This window comes from Chitinophaga sp. ARDCPP14 (genome assembly GCF_051362515.1).
In the GTDB taxonomy this organism is placed as follows: Bacteria; Bacteroidota; Bacteroidia; order Chitinophagales; family Chitinophagaceae; genus Chitinophaga.
Genome location: NZ_JBKIXB010000005.1, coordinates 16475 through 37204, shown reverse-complemented (window position 1 = coordinate 37204; position 20730 = coordinate 16475). Strand labels below are relative to the sequence as shown.

General features: G+C 47.9%; 10 protein-coding genes. 1 reads left to right on the top strand and 9 read right to left on the bottom strand.

Annotated features, from left to right (window positions below):
• Nucleotides 1-63: 63 nt before the first annotated feature.
• From ACLHR0_RS15235 to ACLHR0_RS15220, 4 genes are all read right to left on the bottom strand, one after another.
• A complete protein-coding gene (locus ACLHR0_RS15235; RefSeq protein ID WP_436487636.1) occupies nucleotides 64-1617 on the bottom strand; it encodes a RagB/SusD family nutrient uptake outer membrane protein in 1554 nt (517 codons plus the stop codon).
• Between the two features lie 23 nt (nucleotides 1618-1640).
• Nucleotides 1641-4895 carry a SusC/RagA family TonB-linked outer membrane protein gene (locus tag ACLHR0_RS15230; RefSeq protein ID WP_436487634.1) on the bottom strand — a complete coding sequence of 1085 codons (3255 nt, stop codon included), beginning with the start codon at nucleotides 4893-4895 and terminating at the stop codon, nucleotides 1641-1643.
• 192 nt (nucleotides 4896-5087) lie between these two features.
• A complete protein-coding gene (locus tag ACLHR0_RS15225; protein WP_429048858.1) occupies nucleotides 5088-6152 on the bottom strand; it encodes a FecR family protein in 1065 nt (354 codons plus the stop codon).
• A gap of 80 nt (nucleotides 6153-6232) precedes the next feature.
• Nucleotides 6233-6793, bottom strand: a complete 561-nt coding sequence (locus ACLHR0_RS15220) for an RNA polymerase sigma-70 factor (protein ID WP_436487632.1) — start codon at nucleotides 6791-6793, stop codon at nucleotides 6233-6235.
• 271 nt (nucleotides 6794-7064) lie between these two features.
• Between ACLHR0_RS15220 and ACLHR0_RS15215 the strand changes: the two genes are divergently transcribed.
• Nucleotides 7065-9443: an ABC transporter permease gene (locus ACLHR0_RS15215; protein WP_436487630.1), complete on the top strand. Its 2379-nt coding sequence runs from the start codon at nucleotides 7065-7067 to the stop codon at nucleotides 9441-9443.
• 39 nt (nucleotides 9444-9482) lie between these two features.
• Here the strand turns inward: ACLHR0_RS15215 and ACLHR0_RS15210 are convergent, their stop codons facing one another.
• The 5 genes from ACLHR0_RS15210 to ACLHR0_RS15190 form a co-directional block, all read right to left on the bottom strand.
• A complete protein-coding gene (locus ACLHR0_RS15210) occupies nucleotides 9483-10373 on the bottom strand; it encodes an MBL fold metallo-hydrolase (protein ID WP_436487628.1) in 891 nt (296 codons plus the stop codon).
• 85 nt (nucleotides 10374-10458) lie between these two features.
• Nucleotides 10459-11040 (bottom strand): Crp/Fnr family transcriptional regulator, encoded by a 582-nt coding sequence (locus ACLHR0_RS15205; protein ID WP_436487626.1) that lies wholly within the window; start codon nucleotides 11038-11040, stop codon nucleotides 10459-10461.
• Nucleotides 11041-11234: 194 nt separating this feature from the next.
• A complete protein-coding gene (locus tag ACLHR0_RS15200; protein WP_436487625.1) occupies nucleotides 11235-15845 on the bottom strand; it encodes an Ig-like domain-containing protein in 4611 nt (1536 codons plus the stop codon).
• Between the two features lie 97 nt (nucleotides 15846-15942).
• Complete coding sequence (locus ACLHR0_RS15195) at nucleotides 15943-17544, bottom strand: RagB/SusD family nutrient uptake outer membrane protein (protein WP_436487623.1); 1602 nt, start codon at nucleotides 17542-17544, stop codon at nucleotides 15943-15945.
• 17 nt (nucleotides 17545-17561) lie between these two features.
• The gene (locus ACLHR0_RS15190; RefSeq protein ID WP_436487621.1) at nucleotides 17562-20720 is read right to left on the bottom strand and encodes a SusC/RagA family TonB-linked outer membrane protein; all 3159 of its coding nucleotides are present in this window, start codon (nucleotides 20718-20720) and stop codon (nucleotides 17562-17564) included.
• Between the last annotated feature and the right edge of the window lie 10 nt (nucleotides 20721-20730).

Here is a 20730-nt window from a genome sequence, read left to right as displayed (position 1 = left end):
GGAGATGCTAAAAAGAAAAGCCCCGGAAATTATTCCGGGGCTTTTTCTTTTTATATAAAGACCTTAATACCCATCGTTTTGAATCAGTTCCGGCGCATTCCGGTCTATCTCCGTTTGCGGAATAGGCCAGAAGTCATAATTGGCCTTGTATTTAGTTTTGATAGTTGGTTGCAAAGGATTAGGTACAAAACCATCCAGTTTTTGCACCGCAATGCCCCAGCGTCTCAGGTCGAAATACCGGATGCCTTCCAGCGCAAATTCCACCCGTCTTTCATGACGGATCCGGTCGCGCATGGCTGCCTGGGATAACCCGGCTGGCAGGTCTGGCATATTGCTCCGGTTTCTGACTAGCTTGATAGCGGCATATACGGAGGCGTCCGGCCCGGTGGCTTCATTCTGCGCTTCTGCATACATAAGCAGGATATCGGCATAGCGGAGCAGTACAAAGTCGTTGTCGTCTATAGTGCCGTAGTCGGGGTCAGTGAGACTGGGGTCCAGCCATTTTTTTACAGCATAGTAACCGGCCGTCCAGCTGTCTTTTCCGGGCGTGGCAATTGCCAGGGCGCCGGTGAAGGGCCATCCCTGTGCTTTGGTGTCGCCGGGGAAGAAGAACGTCAGGCGCATGCGCGGATCGCGGTTTTCAAACGGTTTTCCTTTCACGTATACGGCCGAGGAGGCGGTGTCTTTACCATCTGCTGCTTCGTATTCATTGATCAGGTCCTGCGTGCCTTGTTCTCCTTTCCAGCGCTGGAGGTTTACAGAAATAGCCACATCCTGGTGGAGGATGTTAGGGCGCTGGTATTTTACGGAGAACATAATTTCTTTGCTGTTGTTCTGATCGGGCTTATAAAAGTTGCCGGCATAGCTGGCAAGGAGACTGAACTTGTTGCCCGTCATAATTTCTTTGGCCAGTGCGGCCGCTTCTGCGTAGCGCTTCTGAAAAAGAAGTACTCTTACTTTGTATCCCTGGGCGGTAGCTTTTACGGCGTGCCCATTGGTATAGCCGGCATCAGGCAGCGAAGCGATAGCCAGATCCAGGTCGGCCAATACCAATTTTAATACTTCGGCCCGGTCGGATTTAGCCCTGGTGGATTTATAGTCTTCCTTGAAAGGATCATCTGTAAAGATGATGGTGTTGCCATAGAGCTGCGCCAGCCAGAAGTAGTTAAATGCCCGCAGGAAATAGGCTTCTGCTTTATATTTTGTTAGCTGGTCGCCGCTGAGCACTTTATCTACGTTCGCCAGGAAAGAATTGGCTGCCGCTATCGCCTGGTAGCAGTTACTGTAATAAGAGTACACAAAATCGCCGGATTGAGGAGTAATGCCGGAAGTAAGGGCGTTTAAACCTCCTCCGTAATTATATTGGCCGTAGGAGTCGTCGGTGAAATTATCCCAGGCGAAAACGGTAAACTGTGAGGTAGCATAGCCTCCGCTGTTGGCGTAGAGGTAGTTGTACAGGCCGGTGAGCGCCTTGTCCGCATCCTCAGGTGTTTTCCAGAAAAAAGCTGATGCCAGTTTATCCGGAGGCGTTACATCCAGCAGATCCTTGTTACATCCGCTGCACAGTATAAAGGCCGTAGTGGTGATTGTTACTATTAATTGCTGAAACTTTTTCATAACTGAATCTTTTAACAGAGAAATTAAAACTGAACCATGGCGCCAAACGTGTATGTTTTGGTTTGCGGATAAGTAACATAGTTACCGTCTCCTACACGCTCGGGATCAAGCCCCGGAAATTTGCTGATCGTAAATACATTTTCAGCGGTGAAAAACACCCGCAGCGATTTCATGCCTATCCTGGCGATGGTGGCAGCCGGCAGGTTATAGCCCAACTGTACATTTCTGAGTCTGAGGAAAGAAGCATCCTTCAGGAAATAAGTGGAGGCATAGTTCTGAACAGGAGCATATCCGTCGGCAACATATATTTTAGGCATGGTGGTGCTGGGGTTGTCCGGCGTCCAGCGGTTCCGCCAGTCTGTTGTAGGTACGGAACCCTGCCGGAATGGTTCTATTCCCCATCCGTTGACATAAATCTTTTGTCCCTGTGAGGCATAGAATTGTGCGCTCAGATCAAAGTTTTTCCACGAAGCGCCAAGATTGAATGCATACTGGAAACCAGGATATTTCCCGTTTGTATAAGTGCGGTCTTTATCATCAATCACACCGTCGCCATTCACATCTTTAATTTTGAGGTCGCCGGGGGTGGCGTCTACAGGTTGTTTGGGCGATTTGGCAATTTCATCTGTGCTCTGGAAGATACCATCCCACTGGTAAAGGTAGTATTCATCCAAAGGATGTCCTTCTTCCCGGATGGTAGTACCACTGATCTCGCGTTTGCCAAATTCTTCCAATACATTTTTATAACGTTGGAAATTAGCGCCGATATACCAGGTAAAGTTTTTGCCGATCTTATCGTTGTATTGCACGTTGAATTCAAATCCTTTGTTTCTCACCGCTCCGTTATTGATAATAGGTGCGGCTAATCCCAGCCACAGGGGCACCTGGGAGCTGCGGAGGATATCAAAGGTGTATTTATTGAACCAGTCGCCGGTAAAGGTAAGCCGGTTATCGAACGCGGTGAGATTAAGACCAATATCCAGCACGCGGGTAGTTTCCCAGGTAAGGGTAGGATCTATAATCTGGCTGCCGGTAAACCCGGTAGAAACGCTGGAACCGAAAGCATAGGGTCTGTTATCGAGTGTGGATTGATAAGGATAGGTACCGATGTTCTGGTTGCCCAGCTGTCCCCAGGAAGCGCGTATCTTCAGATCGTTTATCCAGGAAATATTTTTCATAAAAGATTCTTCTGAAGCGCGCCATGCACCGGAAAATGAATAGAACAATCCCCAGCGGGTATCTGAAGGCAGCCGGGAAGTACCATCGTATCTTACGCTGGCGCCGAAAAGGTATTTATCTTTATAATCATAATTCGCATTGCCATAAAAAGAGCGGATCGCCCAGGTGCCGGAGGTACCGTTATTGGCCTGGCCTTCTGTGGGGCCTGCATTCAGTTCTCTCAGGAAATTGGTGGGAAACTGCGTGCGGCTGGCATTGAGGGTATCGGCTTTATTTTGCTCCTGCTGATAACCTGCCAGTGCGGAAAGGTTATGGTCGCCGAATTTATTTTTGTAGGTCAGCTGGCTGTAATAAACGGTGTAGATATTGCCGGTATTGCCCACTGTCAGCCCCGGAGTGCCATCATCAAGTAATCCGGCAGGGCTCATGTCGCTGAAATAATAGGTAGGTATAACGGGCCTGAAATCACTGTATTTGTAGTTGCCATAATTCATGCCTGCCCTGTTTTCCCATTTTAATCCGTCTACGATGTCCACATCGAGGGAGAGATTTCCCTGTGCGTAGTAATCGTTTGTCTTCACCCGGATATCTTCATCTACAATGGCTACCGGGTTTTTATTACCCAGTTCATTGGAGTAGGCTTTTTTAATCCATTTTCCATCGCTGGAGGCAGGGTAGAGGGGCGACTGTGCCAGTGCAGACAGAAACATGTCGCCTGCACCGTTTTCAGGATATTTCCTGTCGGCGTACCGCATCTGCACATTGGTACCGATGGTCACCCTTTTATTGATGCGGGAGCTGAGGCCCAGGTCCAACGTATATTTTTTGTAGTCGAAGCCGATCAGTACACCTGGCTGGGTGCTGATACCCAAACCAAGACTGTAAGTAGTACTTTCTTTCCCTCCGCTCATGTTCAGGTAATGGTTCTGGGTATATGCGGTGCGAAAGATATCATCCAGCCAGTTGTGATTAGGATATTTCACACGGTCGGTGGCCTGTTGGTATAAATCAATCTGTTGCTGGGTATAGAGCGGCGCCAGACCGGAATTAGTGCGGGCTTCGTTGGACAGTTGCATGTATTCTGCCGAGTTGGAAATCGTCTCCGGCAGTTTGGTTGCCTGCGAAACACCGAGGTTATACCCGTAAGTCAGCGAAAAACCGCTGCGTCCTTTTTTTGTTTTCACCACAATTACACCGTTGGCGCCGCGGGAGCCATAAATGGCGGCGGAGGCGGCATCTTTCAACACAGAGATAGATTCGATGTCGTTAGGATTTAAAGCGCTCAGGCTTCCCGGTAAACCATCTATCACAACGAGCGGGTCGTTACCTGCGCCGCTGAACGTGCTGATGCCGCGAATGCGTAATTGTATATTTTCATTTCCCGGTTCGCCTGAGCCCTGGGTTACCTGCAATCCGGGTAATTGTCCCTGTAACAGCGATGCCGGGTTGGTGGCTACCCGTTTGTTCAGCTCTGCGCCGGAAATGGTGGCCACCGCACTGGTGAGTTTATGTTTTTCCTGTGTGCCGTAACCTACTACCACCACTTCATTTAATCCCGATACATCTTCTTTCAGGATAATATTGAAGGAAGACTGACCGGCAACAGGTACTTCCTGCCTGAGAAAACCGATGGCAGATACCACCAGGATCGCGTTTTCCGGTACCTGGAGCGTAAATAACCCTTCCGGCGTTGTTAATGTACCGATGGTGGTTCCTTTTACCTGCACGGTCATGTTGGGCAGCGGACGGCCTTTTTCATCCACTACCTTTCCGCTGATCTTTTTGGTTTGTATCCGCTCGCCGGCGTTTTTGAATACCACCATGCTGTTATCCAGGATGGTATAATGAAGACCGGTTTTGAGCGCTACCGCATCGAGTACCTCGCGGATATCCACTTTTTCCATGGTGAGACTGAGCCTGGGTGTTTTCTCTGTTTCGTTGTTGCTGTAATAAAACGTGTAGGTCGTTTTTTTCTCGAGATAGCGGAATACTTTCTCAATATCTGCGTTAACGAAGGAAACGGATATCGTATTCTGCGAAAACCCTGCTGCAGTGGCCTGGAAAAACAGCAGGAACAATACACCGGTAAATTTGATCATTAGAAATAATTTTCGTCCATTGCAATGTAAGGCGAACGTGGTTTGTTTTATTGCTATTTTCATAACCTGGAAGTGAGCTTATAAATCAATAAATCTGGATTCTGTGGAGGTCCGTAACGGAAGTTCCGGGCATAGCGGGTCCGCTAGGGAGGTCGCTCCCCAATTATGATACTATTTTTCATAACTTCTGGTTTACTTGATTGTCACTATATCATCCTGAATGGAATAATTGAATGGTTGAATATTCTGGAGTACCTCCAGCAGCTTTTCAATAGAAATATTATCTGCCCGTCCGGAAAATCTTAATGTGGCCAGTTGTTCATTCTCGATGATAATTTTCACGCCATACCAGCGTTCCAGTCGTTGTGAAAGCGCCTGCAGCGACTCGTTACGGAATATGAGTTGATTATTCATCCAGGCAGTTTCCATCACATGAATAGTATCTGTTGATGAAAGAACAGATAGTGGCTGACGTTCAATTTTTGTTAGTTTATTATTACCTGGTCCGGTGGCGCTGCTATTTTTTTCTGCAGGATCGTTGATTGTTTTCCGGAGAATTACTTTTTGGTTGGGCGTAACCTTCAGCACTTTATTTTCATCCGCCACGGTCACTTCTACGGCCCCTGAAATCACCGATGTTTCTTCAAAATCCTCTTCTTTATAGGACCTGACGTTAAATGCGGTACCCAGTACCCTGATATCCATTTTCTGCGCGTGGATGATAAACGGGCGGTTAGGCGCCTGCTTTATATCAAAATATGCTTCCCCGCTGAGGTATACTTCCCTTTTGGCTTTATCCAGTTTTTCCGGGTACTTTAAAGTGCTGCCGGCGTTGAGCCAGATAATGCTGCCATCAGATAACCGGATCTTTGTTTTCATACCGGCATCGGTGGACACGATCTTATACCCGGGATGTTGCTGATACAGGTAAATAAAGGTGAGCATGGCGGTTATGCCCAGCATGGCTACGGCTACTGACAACTGGTATTTATAGGCCTGCAGGAACTTTTTGCGGGAGCTTTTCCCGGTTAAAGCCGGTTCGGCAGTGATAGTTCCCATCACCTTATCTATCAGCGCGTCCGTATGCGCATCCTCGTCAGTGGCCGGTATTGTTTTAAAAGACAGCTGGTCCAGCTGTCCCGCCCGGAGCCAATCTCCCGGATGCTCCAGCAGGAGCTTGTCCAGTTCCGTTTTTTCTTCCGAGGAAATCTCACCGCTCCAATGCAGTGCCAGTAATTCCCATAATCGTTTGGTCATTTACAGAAAGTATGATTTCAGTTGATTCCCTATTAAGACAACGCAAAAAAGGAAAACAATTAAACCGGGTAGAAAAAAAATCAGGAATAAGAATATTGGATGGAGGAACCCAGTGCTGCCCATATTTTTTTCAGGGCGATGGTCATCTGTACATTTACGGTAGCCTTGGAGAGATCCAGCAGGGTGGCTACCTGTTCATAGGAGAGTCCTTCTTCTTTTACGAGAATGAATATCTGGCGGCAGCGGAGGGGTAAGGAACTGATGGCGGCATTGATATGCGACAGCTGTTCTTTACTGATCATAATGTCTTCGGGATTTTTGGAGGTTACCCGGTTCACCTGGATTTCCCAGGCGGTATGGTGCGTCGTGCGGCGGTCATTGCTTTTCAGATAATTGAGCGCCGTATTTTTGACGGCCTTAAAAAGATAATACCGGATGTCGTCAGGGGCAGTTGCCAGCAGTCTTTGTTGCCATATTTTGATAAATACATCTGCCACAATTTCTTCTGCTTCTGCCTCATTACCAACAATATTACCCGCAAAATGCTTCAGGGAAGGAGTGAATGCCTTCATCATTTGTTTAAACGATGAAAGATCCCCTGTTACCCAAAAAGAAGTATAATCGTGGTTTTGACTGCTCATAATAATGACCAAACCAAGTTACCCCTTCTTTAGATAAGTACACTATGCAGGATTACCTAATTTTGATATTATATTATCATAAGTGATGATTCCGGCCTTTTAGTATTATCCGGGTGTTCAAAAGCGGACATGTTTTGTCCCAAAAATGAACAAACCGGTATTTATGACGCAGCCACATCGTTGTAAATCAAGCAAATAGGTATCCGGCATTGTCTTGGGGTAAGATTCCCGCAAATCCTGTACGTTGCAGTCCGGGAATCATCAATGCATTATGATCAGAAATTTCTTCAAAGTCGTTTGCCGGAACCTGTTGCGCAACAAAGGTTTTTCAGCCATCAATATTACGGGCCTTGCTGTGGGCATGGCTGCTGCAATCCTTATTCTCCTGTGGATACAGGATGAAAGAAGTTACGATGGGTTTCACGCTAACAAAGACAGGATATACGAAGTATGGAATCGCGTACCCATTGATGGGAAGCTCTCTTACTGGAATACGGTATCTGCATTAACAGCCCGTGCGGTGGAAAAAGATTTGCCTGAAGTAGAACGTGCGGTGAGGGTAGGTTCCAATAATGCGTATCTTCTTTCCGTAGGGGATAAAAAAATAATAAAGTCCGGCATCCTGGTGGATACCGGTTTTTTTCAGATGTTCAGCTTCCCCATGCTGAAAGGTGATCCTGCTACCGCGCTGAATGATGTGCATTCGGTGGTGCTTACGGAGAAAACGGCTAAAAGTTTATTTGGCAGTGAAGATGCCATGGGTAAGATCATTAAAATTGAGAATAAAGATAACTTCACGGTTACCGGTATTTTGAAAGATCTGCCGGGCAATACCAGATTCGATTTTGAATACCTCTTACCATGGTCATATTTAAAATACAGGGAAGGCACGGATTATGGCTGGAGCGATAACAGCACGCCTACTTATGTAATGCTGAAGCCCAATGTAAGTTATGCTGCCGCCGCCGCTAAAATAAAAGATTTAAAGCAGCATTACAGTGATGAGGCGAAAACAATGAAATGGGAGCTGTTTATTTACCCGCTTGAAAGGTGGCGGTTGTATTCAAGCTTCAGCGATGGTGGGGAAGATAACGGAGGCCGCAGCACATTCGTAAAAATATTCAGTATTATCGCGGGGTTGATATTATTAATTGCCTGTATCAATTTTATGAACCTGAGCACCGCCAGAAGTGAAAAGCGGGCGAAGGAGGTAGGCATACGAAAAGTAGTGGGAGCACAGAAGAGTTCCCTCATCAGCCAGTTTATCGGGGAATCTGTTTTTATCGCATTTCTGGCCGGAATAGTGGCGATCCTTATTGTTCAGATAAGCCTGCCCTTTTATAGCCAGCTTACGGATAAAAAACTGTTTATAGATTTCGGCAACATCTATACCTGGATAGGGTTTATTGGGTTTATTTTCTTTACGGGTTTGCTGGCCGGCAGTTATCCCGCATTCTTCCTTTCCTCTTTCCAGCCTGTTAAAGTATTAAAGGGCACGTTTAAAAAAGCGAATGCGCTGGTAACGCCACGGAAAATACTGGTGGTATTGCAGTTCACATTCGCCACCGTTCTTATCATCTGCACTATTATTGTAAAGCAGCAAATCGACTATGCCCGTGACCGGGAAACAGGTTATAATAAAGATAACCTGGTGTACCATTTCATGACGGGTGATATATCCAAAAACTATGCACTGATAAAAAATGAATTGCTGGAATCAGGTGTTGCGAAGTCGGTTACCAGAACAAATTCCCCCCTTACGGAACGGTGGAGCAATGGGTGGGGCCAGAACTGGCAAGGAAAGGATCCGAATGATAAAACATCTTTCGACCGGTATTTAGCGGATGAGGGATTGGGCGCCACAGCAGGGTTACAGTTTATTGAAGGCCGTGATTTCGACCTGAAAAAATTCCCCACCGATTCAACCGGGCTGATTGTAAATGAGTCGTCGCTGAAAGTATTGAAGTTCAAGGATCCGATTGGAAAAGTAGTAAATGATCTTGGCATCGACTGGCACATTGTAGGGGTTATTAAAGATTTTATTCTTACCAGTCCTTATGAGCCAACAAGACCGATATTGATCTGCGGCGCCAAAAGTGCTTTTATGAATTTCCAGGTGGTGCAGATGAAGTTAAACGGGGATCATTCTACTGCTCAAAATCTTAAAAAGGTGGAGGCTATTTTCAGCAAGTATAACCCCGATTATCCGTTTGAGTATAAATTTGTAGACGAAGCTTATGCGAAGAAATTTGATAATGAACAACGCCAGGGAACTTTAGCTGCTTTATTTGCGGGGCTGACCATTTTTATATCCTGCCTTGGTTTATTTGGTCTTGCTACCTATATGGCGGAAAGCAGGATCAAGGAAGTGGGTGTGCGGAAGGTACTAGGTGCTTCTGTCACCGGCATCACTACTTTATTAGCGAAAGATTTTGTAAAGCTGGTGATTATTTCATTTGTGATAGCAGCGCCATTATCCTATTGGAGCATGTATAAATGGCTGCAGTACTATGAATACCGCGTGGCTATTCACTGGTGGGTGTTCGCGCTTGCGTGTATCTTATCTGTAGCAATTGCCATAGTAACAGTCAGCTACCAGGCGATCAAAGCGGCTTTGATGAACCCGGTGATCAGCCTGAGAAAGGAATAAAGGAAAGAGCGTTTGTCAGGCTGTGGATGAACATCGCTCTTACCACTTCATTTCCCCGGTGTTTACTTTCGCGCCTATCTGCAGGGCGGTTTCAAAAGTAAGTTCAGGATATTTGGCTTTTAACGCCGCTATCAATGCCTCCGAAGTTTTATTGCTTTTCAGCGCTTCTCCGTAAAACTGTATATAGTTTTTGGTGTGCGTTACAGCAGCCATGCTGAAGGGAGTTCCTGCTTTGGCATGGGCAGGCACCACGATGGCCGGATGAAGTGCCGCTATTTCGTCTAACACTGCCAGCCATTCTTTGCGGGCATCTTCACTGGCTGAATCTGCCATCCAGAGATGAAAGCTGGTGCCAAATACATTTATTCCGCCAACAACGGCCTTAATAGATGGTATCCATACAAAAGTCCGCGATGGAAATTCCTCCAGTCCGGTAACTATTAATTTTTGTCCTTCCAGCTCAATGCTGTTACCTTCGAGCACCTGCGGAATGATAACGCTGGAAGTAATGCTGTTGCCCAATTTTTCACCCCATACTGCCAGCTTTTTTTGTGCCGTGGCTTTGATATGTGCTACCGTTGCGGGGGAAGCATAAGCATTTACAGATGGAAAGTATTTTTTGAATACTTCCAGGCCAAAGTAAAAATCAGGATCGCCATGGGAAACATAAATAGTGGTTAAATTTTTACCGGATGCCTTTATTTCCTGTGCTACTTTTTCAGCATCAGCCAATGTAAACTGTGCATCTATCAAAACAGCATCTGTTTTTCCTGATACGATAACAGATGCCACGCCAAAGCTGTTCTCGGAAGCGTTGTATACCTGCAGCTTTAAACCATTAGCTTCAATAGTAGTGAAGCTTTGCGCCTGTATGTCCATTTTGAAAAAATTTAAAGTGGTCAATAATGCTATAGAAATGATTCGTTTCATTTTTTTGCTTTTGGGATGATATGCAAATATCCGTTCCTTCTGAAACAAAAAAATTGAACAAGTTCAATAATAATGGGAACCCGTATTATTTCTGACCAGCTATCTTCCTCCTGATTTTACTCAAAAATTCATGACTTACGCCCAAATAAGCTGCAATCTGCAGGTTGGAGAGGCGTTGGTAAAGCTGGGGGTATTTTTCTATGAAGTCGATGTAACGCTGATCAGCCGTTTTACTCAGGCTGTCGATCATCCTGCGTTGTAAAGCCACATGCGTTTTTTGGGTCATTACCCGGAACAGCTTTTCTATTTTAGGCAGGTTGATATAAGCGGACTCTTTGTCGCTTTTTGAAATCAACAATACTTCACTGTCTTCCAGTGCTTCAATAAAGAGCTGAGACGGCAGGTTGTTGGTAAAGCTGTCGATGTTCGTAACCCACCAGTTTTCATGGGCAAAATAAAGTATCTGTTTGTCTCCGTTTTTATCGAGATGATACACGCTGAATATGCCTTTGGTAACAAAGCCCTCAAACCTGCAAATTTCACCTTCTCTCAAAAGGAACTGTTTTTTCTCAATCTCTTTCGCTTCGAATGAGGTGGCAAAGTGCGAAAACTCGGCATCGCTGAGATGGACATGCTGTTCGATATTGTCACGGAGCAACTGATACATAAACAACGACGGGTAACTTTATTGTTAGAGAGGTAATGGCGCAGACGCAGGTTTCTCCTGCTGCGCTGCTTACGCAAGGTAATTAATTCCCGCAGATAATAGAGTAGGGGGGCTTTTCAAGAAATTGTAATAGGTATGTAATAACGCAAAGAGCCCGGGGCATGGCCCCAGGCTCTTTATCAAACAATCAATACCTACTGCACCAATAGCTTGAAGCTGCTCACTAGTCCTTCGCCTTTCAGGGTCAGAATGTACAGTCCTTTTGCAGGCTTCTTTGCATTATGCAACCGGTAAAGCGTTGTGCCTTTCTGCGTTATAATCACCTCGTGATGTATAACCCTGCCGGCCATATCGGTCAGCGTAGCCGCGATCCGGCTGCCATTGTAATTGGTCAGGCGGATGTTGATATCACTTTGTACAGGATTGGGATAAGCGCTTACGGTAATGCCGTTTTTAGTGGCGGATGCATCATGGCCGGTTTGCATGAGATTGGTGGTGCGTAACATGCCTCCGCCGGCCGGTTTCACGGTTAGGCAGAAATCATCCAGATACAGGATGCCCGCTGCGCCGGATTTTGATGACCAGATGTTGAAGTTGGCAGTACCCGCCGGAACCACTACGCTTTGCGTATACTCCGTATAGGCGGTAGCGGTAACAGTTGATTGTGCGGTGGCCAGTTTCACATAGGAAGCATTCTGGAAATCGAGGCTGAAGCCTGCCCATGCGGGTCCGCCGGATACTTTGGCCCACGCGGTAAACACGATGGTATCGCCGGCGGCGAAACTGAATACAGGTACGCGTCCTACGCCACCCTGACCGGTAACGGCTACTGCTTTTAAACCGCTGTGGGCATCTGTAGTGATGGTAGCAGCGTTGTTGATATTACTCCATCCTACGAGGCTGCTTTCAAAGCCATTGTTGGAAATTTGTCCGCATTGTCCCTGGCTGATCACCGTTACGATGCTGCTGTCTTTGTAACTTCCTTCCTGCGTTACCCCCCTGATCACGGCGGTACCAATGGCTACTGCTTTCACCGCGCCGGTGGTGGCGTTTACGGTGGCGATGGCCGGGTTGGAGCTGGTCCATGCCATGTTCTGATTGCTGGCGTTGGCTGGAGTGGTGGTGGCCGTTAGCGTATATGAATCGGCTACGCCAATAGTAACGCTATCCGGCGTAACATTCACACCGGTAACTGCTACCGGCGGCGTTACGGTAACGGTGGTGGTAGCTGTTTTCCCGCCCTCTGTGCTGGTAGCGGTAATGGTAGCGGTGCCCAATGCCACGCCGGTAACTACGCCGGATGCGTTAACCGTTGCAATAGCCGTGTTGGAAGAGGTCCAGGTAACTGTTTTAATGGTAGCATTCGCAGGCAGTATGGTAGCGGTTAATGCTTTGGTATAACCCATGGCTACAGATGCCGGATCAGGCGTAATAGACAGGCTGGTAACATCTACCACATCAGCTACGGTCACACAAAAATCATCGAGGTAAAATTTACCGGCGCTGCTGGTTTTGTAGGTCCAGATGTTCACCCTCGCTGTGTTAGGAGGCGTAGCCCTTACTACGCTGAATTGTGTGTAAGACGTAGCATTTACGCTGAACTGGTCCGCGGTGATTTTATGATTGGAAGAATCTATATAGTCGATACCAAAACCTGCCCATGCGGGAAGATCAAGGATCTTTGCCCATGCAGAAAAGGTGACGGCCTTTCTGCCGGCTACCGGCATCAGTACGGTAGTGCTAACGCCGCCTTCTCCGGAAATCACGGCTGCTTTGGTGCCGCTATGCGCGTTGTTGGCCACGATGGCGGCCGGTTGGAGACCGTTAATAATATCGCCGACAATCATCCAGTTACTAAGACCGCCTTCAAAGCCATTGTTAGGCAGTATACCACATACGCCTGCACTCACTACGGTAATAACTTTAGTGGCGGTGATGCCTTTAGTGCCCGTAATACCACCTTTTGCTGTTGTGGCAGTAATGGTAACGGTACCAGGTGCAACGGCCGTCACCAGGCCACTGTTGTTTACTTTGGCAATAGTGGTATCGGAAGAACTCCAGGTTAGTACTTTATTACTGGTATTCAGCGGTGTGAATACCGCGCTTAGCATCACGGTATCGCCGGCGCCTACCGATGCTGTGCCGGTAATGTTGAGCGCTGTGGGCGCTACGTTATAAACAATCATGGTGGCAGTGGAGGTGTAGCCGCTATCCTGCGCTGTAGCAGTGATCACCGCAGTACCATGCGAGATGCCGGTAACCAGCGGCGTATCTATGGCCACTTTTGCAATAGTGGTATCAGAAGAAGTCCAGCGCAGTGTTTTGTTACTGGCATTGGCGGGCGTAATCACGGTTACCAGCGGCACGGTGCTACCCACGCCTATTGAATCGGGATTAGGCGTGATAACGATGCCGGAAACGGCAACAGGTGTAGTGACAGTTACACTTGCCGAAGCTGTTTTACTGCCATCCTGGGTGGTTGCGGTAACCAGTACAGGCGTTGCCGTTACAGCAACTCCTGTGAGAACGCCCGTGCTATCGTTTACTTTTACTTTAGTGGTATCTCCCGAACTCCAGGTTACTTTTTTATTACCGGCCCATGCAGGCGCCACGTAAGCGGTTAATGTAGCACGATTGCCCACTGCTACCGACACGGTGGCGGGACTCACCGTAATGCCGGTTACAGGACCGGCTACGGTTTCTCCTGTATATATGCCGTTACCGGCGCTGCCCATAAATACTCTTCCGTAAATACGGCGGTCAGCCGCTAAATTCCGTGGCACACTGATAGCCGGATTAGCTACCACTGTCCAGGTAGCGCCGTTGTTATCGGAACGGAAAATGCTGTTGGGAATGCTATCCACGGTGCCCACCACATAAATAGCCGGATCATTTACTGCGGCCTTTCCAATGGCCATCAGTTTGGCGGATTGCACTTTGGTGATCTTTGTGAAGTCGGCGCCCGAATTGGTGGAGTGATACAGGCCGTTGCCTTCTATCGACACCCATATGTCGCCTTCCTTGCCGGGAGTGGTTTCTACTTTTACAAACGCTACATTTTGCACGTTTGGAAGGTTAGCGTATTTCTGAACGAATGTTAATCCACCATCTTCACTCACCATCATCTTACCAAAAAAATACAGGTAGAATTTATTACCATTTACTTTATCAGCCGCCAGGGGATTCATATCCGGTGGTACGGTGAAAATGGAGCCGGTCACGCCAAAAGTGCCGACGGCGCTGGTAGTAATGGAATTTATTTTTGTCCAGTTATTACCCCTGTCCACCGAACGATAGGTATAACCGCCCTGCGTGGTCCAGATAATGGTTTCGCTGGTGGCCGATACGGCTACCCTGCCGCCGGTCATGCCACCGGGGCAAACCCATTGTGTATAATGCAGTCCTCCATCGGTGGAGTAGCCGCCTAAACCGGTACCTGACCAGCCCCTGCGGCCCACTCTCACAATGAAGTTGGGATTGGTTTCCTGGATGGCGGCACCAGTCATATGCACTCCCTGGGAATTAAAATATTGAAAATCGTCGGAGATAGCTTTCGCCGGGGGATTGGTGAGGGATTTGTGATCAAAGCCCGCCACATCGGCGGTAACCGTTAGCAGCAAATTGTTGCCGGAAGGCGGACAAATCAATGGCCCTGTTACCACTACTTCCTCATGTCCTGCGGCGCGTACTTTCCACACTGAAGCATCCGACCAGATGTTAGTGCCCTGGTAGGCATTTAACAGGTCGGCCATCCATACCTGTGTGGAATCAAACGGATCCCAGGCTAAATCAATGATAGTGTTTCCTATGGTATTGCCGCCATGAAAAGGCACTTCGCTGAAATCGCGCGTGCCTTTTACAGGTGTCCAGCTGGAACCGCCGTTGTTGCTTTTATACATTGCACCGGTAAATGCATCGATATTGGTGATGATCTGGTTGCTGTTATTCGGATTTACTTCCACGCTGGTAAAACTGCCGCTATAAGGTGGGGTAATCGTACTCCAGGCAGTGCCATTCCATTTGTATACTTTGCTATTGCCGGCGGCATATAAAATACCACCGCCGCGCAGCACGCCTCTCCTCAAACCAGCGGGACTGCCGGGCATCAACGAAAACGAAGCGCCGGCATCATTACTTACATATACACCATTCAGATTGGCGATGTATAATCTTTTTGTAAGTCCGCCAAGTGTTCCGCCGCTGGTATCAAATACAATAAAGCGGCCATGCAGCGTATCGATTTTTGTAAATAAGCTGCCGCCGTTCACACTCCTGTAGGTACCATTGGTGGTTTCATTGGCACTGGCCGGAAAGCGGGTAGTAACATATACCACGTTGCTGTTGTTCGGATCTACTACCAGCCGCGCCCCGTTTCTTTTTTCCTCCACGTTGTTGGGATCCAGCCAGATAGGCATATTCAGATCCGTCCAGGTAGTACCCCGGTTGGTGGACTTCATAATAGTACCGGCGCTGCCGGTACCTTTAGGCATGGAAACGTAAAGAATATTGCCCGTGGCATCATTGGGCACGAAGGCCAGGTTGCCGGCCGATGATGGCCAGTACACCGCCGGAAGGCCGTTCAACAGACCTTCCCAGCGTTGTGTGCTTTCATTCCAGCGATAAGGGTTTCCAACATCAGTGGTAATAAAACGGAGGTTGGGTACTAACGGGTGCGCCTGTACGCTGGAAACCAGTCCGCCGCCCCCAATGCGGACGGCGGACCAGTTATAGGTTTGGGCAATGGATAGTAGGTTACAGCCAAGGGTTAACAACCCTGACAGAAATAGTGGTTTGCTCCATTTCATGGTAGTAATTTTTACATAAGTGGAATTGAAGGATAGTAACGGCTAACGAGCTATAAAATATTTCCTGCCGGTGGTTGTGCCCTGCTGTTTTTATAGATTAATTCCAGCCATTGCTGATAGCTTTGGCTACATTCGGATTGTAATTTTTTTCTACATCGGGAATAGGCAGCAGGAGGTGTTTATCCTGGAAGGGCTGTGTGCCGGTGCCAGGTTCTGCGGCCTTTTCTGCGTTGATAGTTTGTTTGATAATACCCCAGCGCAACAGATCGAAATAGCGGGCTTGTTCACCGCATAATTCCAGCTGCCGTTCGCGCATCAGTATCTTCATCGCGTTTGCTTTATCGCCCAGCGTGGTATATAAAAATGCGTTCGAGCGGGAACGTACGCTGTCGATCAGCGCCAATGGTGCGCTGCCAGTATTTCCTTGCTGGATCTGCGCTTCAGCCAGCATCAGCATTACGTCTGCGAAGCGAATCACCTGCCCGTTGATAGGGCTTTTAGGATCGCCATATTTTTCCATCAGATTGTAGTACTCATATTTCTTCCAGCGATAATCGCCCTGCGGATCGTTGGTATCAAACGGATACACCTTTACACCGGTAGCGCACTGCTGGCAGTATTCGGTTTCTCCTCCGGAGGCAGCGGTGCCGTAGAAGGTGGATTTGGCACGGGGATCTGTATACGGCAGGCCGTTTGCAGGATTCGTGTAAGTAAATGCTTTTACAGCGGCGTTGCTGATGTATACATTCTTCCAATCATTCCAGCCATATTCCATGGCACGGCCTGAATGTGTTTGTTTACCTACCTGTTCAGCGCCATTGCCAAACATATAGTAAGGAGAACCAATGCCCCAGTCGGTCCACTGTTGGTTCATGATCTGGAAGATGTTTTCCGTTGAGTTCTGGTTGGTAGTGCTGAAAAGATTATCAAAAGAAGGATCGAGCTGATAGGTGTACGGTGCACCCATCAGTTTTTGAAGTTCTGTTTGTGCAGGCACCCATTTTTTCTGGTAGAGGTATACTTTGCCAAGTAAGGCGGTGACAGCGCCTTTGGTGGCCCGGCCCAATTCTGCGTTAGGATATACAGTGGGCAATTCGGCAGTGGCCTGTGCTTCTGTGAGGTCTTTTTCTATTTGTTTCCACACATCCGCAGCAGGGCTTCGGGATAAATAGTTGTTGTTAACGGTAGACTGATAGTCGACGTACAGTGGTACATCTCCCCATAATGTTACGAGGTGAAAATATGCATATGCCCGCAGGAACTTTACCTCTGCGAGGTATTGATTTAATTTTGCGCGATCGTTGGTAGCGGTGGGATTCCAGGCTGCGGCGCGGTCAATCACCAGGTTGGTTCTGAAGATCATCCGGTACAGGGAGCCCCATAAAGAGCTGAGATCTGCATTGCTGGTACCAAAGCTATAGTCGCCCAGTTCCTGTTCTGCGCCCTGCAAAAAGCTGGCGCGTTTGGCATCATGTCCCAGCAGGTCGAAAATAAAGTAGTACTCCCGCGCCCATAATCCCGGATGGAGTAATGTGGCGTAACTGGCCACGGTAGCTTGGTTAAGCGCACTGATGTTGGTAAAATAAGTATCGTATGCGTAGGCGCTTTGATCCACCAGTTCGAGACGTGACTTTTTGCATCCCTGTGCAACGGTGACCAGTGCGGCGGTTAGTAGCAAATGATATATATACTTCTTCATAAAATACTTTTTAAAAATTAAAACCCTAATTGAATACCTGCCAGGAAAGTCTTTGGTTGAGGTACCTGTCCCTGGTCAATACCACGTGCAAACAGGTAGTCGCCCGATATTTCCGGATCGTAGCCGGTGTAATTCGTGATGGTGATCAGGTTTTGCGCTGCCACATAAATGCGGAGTGATTTAACAGTGCCTTTAGTCATAGTACTTAACATGGCCAATGGTGCGTTGTAACCAATGGTAATGTTTCTCAGACGCAGGTAGCTGCCATCTTCCAGCCACCAGTCGGACGGACGGAGATTGCCATTGCCGGTAGCATTTTGTCCGATTCTTGGCAAAGCCGCTACATCACCGGGTTTACGCCATCTGTCGAGTATGTCGGTAGAAGCGTTGTGACCCGTGGCCATAATGCTGGTATTTAATTTTAAGCCGTTCAGGAGTTTTAATCCGCTGATACCGGAGAGTACCAGGTTCAGGTCGAAGTTTTTATAAGAAACGCCGGCGTTGATACCATAAATGTATTTCGGAATGGCATTGCCAAGTATTTCCTGGTCTTTCGCGTTAACGACACCATCGCCGTTGATATCTTTATAGATAAAATCTCCGGGTAACAATCCATCCTGGTACTTAGCGTTTGCCTGGCCTGTTTTTTTAGCGGCTTCCTGGTCCAGTGCGGTGATTTCCGCGGCATCCCTGGCCACATGATCCATCCGGTAGCCATAAAAGGAACCGATAGCATAACCGGCAGCAGTATACGTGGTAGCCGGCACTGGTGTAAAGGCGCCGGCCTGGATAGGTGCGGAGAACTGATCGCCCAATGACAATACTTTGTTGCTGTTGATAGACCCGTTTACGCTTACATTATAGCTGAAATTATTATTGATCTTGTCCTTATACCCGATGGTAAGTTCAAAGCCTTTATTTTGCGCATCGGCTGCATTCACCGTTTTCTTTGGCTGGGTACCGGTAGGGCTTACGCCAATACTGGCCGGCAGGAGGGTAGTAACCAGGAGGCCGGTACTTTTACGGTTGTACCAATCAGCTTCAATGGTAAGGCGGTTATTTAAAAATGCCAGGTCGATGCCGATATCTGTTTGGGCCGTTTGTTCCCATTTCAGATCGGGATTATTTAACGTGGTGAGTGTGGTGCCGGAAACAAATGTTTCGTTACTGCCGAAGGAGTATACCAGTGAGCCTCCGGGAGTACCCTGGTAAGTTTTCGACGTATTCAGGAAGTTGGGAATGCTGTTGTTACCGGTTTGTCCCCAGCTGGCGCTGAGTTTACCATCCGATAACACGGGGAATGCCTTCTTCATAAATCCTTCCTCTGAAAAGCGCCATGACACGCCCGCTGCGGCGAAGTTACCATAACGGTTGTTGGCACCAAAGTTGGAAGCGCCATCCCTGCGATAGCTGGTGGTGAGGATATACTTATCATCAAAAGTATAGTTCAACCGGCCGTAATAAGAGATCACCGAAGGGCGGGCATAATTGGAATAGGAGTTGGTAACCGATTGGGAAGAAGCTACGCCTACGTTGGTAATATTATCGTTAGGCTGACCAGTACCTCTGATAGTAGAGCCATTGGTGATTCCCGGATCGATATAACTTTGTCCTGCTATTAAAAAGAGCTGGTGTTTACCGTGTACTTTATCGTACGACAGGTAGTTTTCCAGCATATAATAAGAGTTCTCTGTAAAGCCCAGCATCGACTGGCGGGCCTGGTTCAGGAAGTTGGACGACTGGTACTGTTGCTGGTAACTGTTGTTCCGGTTGGTGTTCACTTCTGCTGCAAACTGCGAGCGGAATTTCAGTCCGTCGATGATGCGTACCTCACCGGACAGCTGCGGAAAGAAGGCCAGGGATTTGCTCGTTTGACTTTTCATGGCAATATCCTGCAGGGGGTTGCTGGCGTTGCTGTAGTCGTCGATGTTGGACAGGATAGAGTAGCCACCCTGTATATTTGGGTCCAGTATGGGTTTATAGGGCGCGTACTGGATGGCGTTGATGATGCTGGCATAATTGCCGTTGCCCACATACTGCCTGAATATCAGGTTCTGTGTAAACCGGAAACGTCCCAGTATTTCTTCCAGTCCTACGCGGGCCTGGAATCTTTTGTTGGTAGCGTTGGTGATGATAGCCTGCTGATTGATATAGGTGGCAGATACAGAGTAGTTCACTTTTTCCCCGCCGCCGCTGATATTGAGATCGTGTTCAGATACAAGTGCATTGCGGAAAGTTTCGTCCTGCCAGTCGGTGCTGTCCTGTAATACCGCTGCTGTATTGAACTTCGCCGGGAGTACCGCGTTTTTGGTAGCTGCGAGGTCTTTCAGCGCATCTACATATTGCGCGGCATTGAGGAGGTCCAGTTTTTTCCATGCTTTGGCTACACCCCATTGGGAAGTAAAGCTAACGCGGGGAGGTCCGGGCTTTCCTTTTTTGGTAGTGATGATCACTACGCCGTTGGCCGCTGCAGAACCGTAGATAGCAGTTGAAGACGCATCTTTCAGGATGGTGATGCTTTCTATATCCTGGGGATTGAGTGTATTAAACAGGTTTTTTGTTCCCTGGATGCCATCAACTACATACAGGGGATTGATGTCGGTGAAACTGCCCGTACCGCGAATGATGATCTGGGCATCTGCACCGGCGGCGCCGCTGTTTTGTACCACCTGTACGCCGGCTGCTTTACCGATGAGCAGCTGGGAAGGGTTGGTGGCATTTACTGCACCGGCTTCTTTTACGGTCACCACGTTAAAGGCGCCTACCACATCTTTTTTCCGGGCGGTACCATAGCCGATAACGATGAAATCGCTCAGGGCTGCTACCGTTTTCACGAGGCGTACCGAAAAAGTTAATGTGGCGCCTGGCTTGAGACTGACATTATTGAGTTGTTGTGTTTCAAAACCCATGTAAGAAACGCTGAGTAAATATTTGCCTTCTGGTGGTAATCCCGAGAAACGGAATACGCCGTTGCTGTCGGTGATTACGCCGGCCGAATACTTTGTTTTTTCATTCAGCGCTACAACGGAGGCATTGGGGAGGAGTTCGCCCTGATCGGTGCGCACCGTTCCGGTTACCTGCAGGCGGCCCTGGGCCTGAGAAGACATCGATACACCTCCTAACAGCATGCATAGCAGCAGGAGTAAACGCCATTTTGGTCGATAAAACATTTTCATAACTGGGACG

Excerpts from the sequence above, each read along its gene's own strand:
- ACLHR0_RS15235 (WP_436487636.1), bottom strand. The coding sequence starts at position 1,617 with ATGAAAAAGTTTCAGCAATTAATAGTAACAATCACCACTACGGCCTTT.
- ACLHR0_RS15230 (WP_436487634.1), bottom strand. The coding sequence starts at position 4,895 with ATGATCAAATTTACCGGTGTATTGTTCCTGCTGTTTTTCCAGGCCACT.
- ACLHR0_RS15225 (WP_429048858.1), bottom strand. The coding sequence starts at position 6,152 with ATGACCAAACGATTATGGGAATTACTGGCACTGCATTGGAGCGGTGAG.
- ACLHR0_RS15220 (WP_436487632.1), bottom strand. The coding sequence starts at position 6,793 with ATGAGCAGTCAAAACCACGATTATACTTCTTTTTGGGTAACAGGGGAT.
- ACLHR0_RS15215 (WP_436487630.1), top strand. The coding sequence starts at position 7,065 with ATGATCAGAAATTTCTTCAAAGTCGTTTGCCGGAACCTGTTGCGCAAC.
- ACLHR0_RS15210 (WP_436487628.1), bottom strand. The coding sequence starts at position 10,373 with ATGAAACGAATCATTTCTATAGCATTATTGACCACTTTAAATTTTTTC.
- ACLHR0_RS15205 (WP_436487626.1), bottom strand. The coding sequence starts at position 11,040 with ATGTATCAGTTGCTCCGTGACAATATCGAACAGCATGTCCATCTCAGC.
- ACLHR0_RS15200 (WP_436487625.1), bottom strand. The coding sequence starts at position 15,845 with ATGAAATGGAGCAAACCACTATTTCTGTCAGGGTTGTTAACCCTTGGC.
- ACLHR0_RS15195 (WP_436487623.1), bottom strand. The coding sequence starts at position 17,544 with ATGAAGAAGTATATATATCATTTGCTACTAACCGCCGCACTGGTCACC.
- ACLHR0_RS15190 (WP_436487621.1), bottom strand. The coding sequence starts at position 20,720 with ATGAAAATGTTTTATCGACCAAAATGGCGTTTACTCCTGCTGCTATGC.